Annotated in this window: 3 protein-coding genes; all 3 read right to left on the bottom strand. The window is 44.3% G+C overall.

The window, feature by feature from the left end:
* Window positions 1–588: YqaJ viral recombinase family nuclease (locus tag CRO21_RS17405; RefSeq protein WP_171294090.1), on the bottom strand; the 588-nt coding region annotated here is incomplete at its 3' end.
* 106 nt (window positions 589–694) lie between these two features.
* Entirely contained in the window at window positions 695–1,729 is a 1,035-nt protein-coding gene (locus CRO21_RS17400) for a DUF932 domain-containing protein (protein WP_097080558.1), read from the bottom strand.
* Between the two features lie 26 nt (window positions 1,730–1,755).
* Window positions 1,756–2,034 (bottom strand): hypothetical protein, encoded by a 279-nt coding sequence (locus tag CRO21_RS17395; protein ID WP_097080557.1) that lies wholly within the window; start codon window positions 2,032–2,034, stop codon window positions 1,756–1,758.
* Window positions 2,035–2,197: the final 163 nt, after the last annotated feature.

The raw sequence follows: 2,197 nt of genomic DNA, 5'->3' as shown, positions 1-2,197 counted from the left end.
TACCTGTATCAACACATACAGTGGTACACCTTCTTTCCAGTGTTTCACGCCCCATTCACCGATGGATTTACATTCCAGTAGCTGTACATCATCACTACCCACCACTGCATAATCCAGATTGGCTAACATAAAACTTTTATCCGGATTAGCATGTTGTAACACGGCATTGACTTTTCTGACTTTATGCCCTGTCTTATGCTGGTAGTATCTGGCAATTAAGGGTTCCAGTTGTTGTCCCCAGTACAAAGGGGAATAGCTATTCTCTGTGGGTTGCTGGACTGGACTTGGCATACGTCCTGTTTTCAGCATCCATAGTTCCAGCATGGATTGATGGGGATTGAGTCCACAGGCTGCGGCTGCATCACTACTGCCAATCCCTTGCTGACGTACTTTTAACCAGTCCTGACGGTTCATGCTTTTCGTGCTAATCAGTCGTTTGGCTCTGTTTGATAAAGATTGACGAGATGGATATTGCTGCTTGATAGAGGTTTGATTAATAGATAGTGGATTTAAAGCAGAAACAGAACTTGCAGGAATCACCGATGATAAATGACTGTTGCCTGCTAAAGATGTATGTGTGTTATTCATGAAATACTCCATATCGGTAAAAAATTAAAATTTCGGCATAAAAAAAGCCACATCGGGGGGAAGTGGCAAAAGGAGGAATACAGTTTAAATTGATGTCCAATCGCACTTAGGCAATAAACTGGAGTGCCTGTTGTACGCTGCTCTGTTTCAGATTGGCCCCAGCACCAAACCATGCAGAATCCAGTCGATGGTCACGGCTCATGGCTCTGCGTTCGTGGTCAATATATTCAGTCATGGAGCACAATAAGCCATAAGCAGTATTTTTGGCTGAGCTAAGTTCTGCACCTCGTCCTTGACCATTAAACATCTGCATCACTTTAGACATGGCTTTGCCATTCGGTTCGGATTTAGTGGTAGGGTTATCAGCTTTGGTCGCAACATCCCGATAGAACTGAATGATATTTTCCTCCTGATCCATAACGCTCATGTTGGTATTGTTAAAGACTGCATCAAAGTAGGCTGCGGCTTCACCCTGAGAAACTTTGCGCTGTGATAACTGTTTCATCTGGTACATGTGTTCATCCCATGCCTGCACCGAAATCCCCAGTTGTTGCTTAACCGCTTCGGCATCAAATCGGGTACTGTGAGGCACTTTGACTACACCTGTATGGTTTTGTCCCTGTAAGGCAATCGCCAGTGTGTTATTGCATACCACACGGATCGAAGTAAATTGTGCCGTGGTAGCAAGCGTACCATCACAGGCAGTTGCCAGCAGAATATAACCATTACTAACATCCTTGCCCTTAAGTGCGGTACTTTGTCCTGTACGGGCCAGTGCCCAGAACTTCTTACCACCTTTGAGTACCCCTGCGGTTTCCAGTTCAAAGCCTGATTGTTCAGTTAAATCACGATAAAATTCCAATATCTCACGAGGCTGAACTTCCTGATAACGCTGACTAACCACGGATAACGGAGCATGGGTATCGGAACGATACAATACCCGTTGTTCTTCAAAAGGCATGATGATGTTTTGCCCCCTTGCATTCTGTGCCATATAACTGACATCAGAAGATTCAATCCGCCAATCCATGCCTGCTTGTTGTGCCCAGACTTCAATCGGTTGATTTTGAGTGAGTTGATTGCCTAAACCATGCCAAGGGGTTTCACCGACATAGGCCATTTGTTCAATTTGATGTGCCATGATATTGCTCCTTTTCCTGTATGTATTTACTGAAAATCACATTGACAGTTATGACAATGAAAATACGGCACAGGCTGCTGTGGCGCTTTGCTTGGTTGAATCAGGCTATCAATCAAACCACCCACCACTGCACCAGCAAGCCCACCCAACAATGGGGATATCACTTTAGGCAATGGCAAGGATTTAGATAAGGTTGCACCAATGCCTGCACAGGTCATGGAAGAAAGATTGCTGTTGGCACTTGATGGCTGTGGCATCACACGGCTCACGTGTTCAGAGTAGCAATAGGGACAGTTAATATTCATAGGATAGACCTCATTAAATGAAAAAGGACTTACCCTGTAGATAAGCCCTGTAAAAATTAAAATCTGTTGTTCATTTAGATGATGTGTATCTGTGATTTTTTGGGATCAATCGCTATCCGAAGCAACGCATGCCTTTTATCTTTGCCCGTAAATGCTGATCGTC

This window comes from Acinetobacter puyangensis (assembly GCF_900096995.1).
GTDB lineage: Bacteria > Pseudomonadota > Gammaproteobacteria > Pseudomonadales > Moraxellaceae > Acinetobacter > Acinetobacter puyangensis.
Note: the sequence above shows the minus strand (reverse complement) of the source record. Positions and strands in the feature narration are given on the sequence as shown.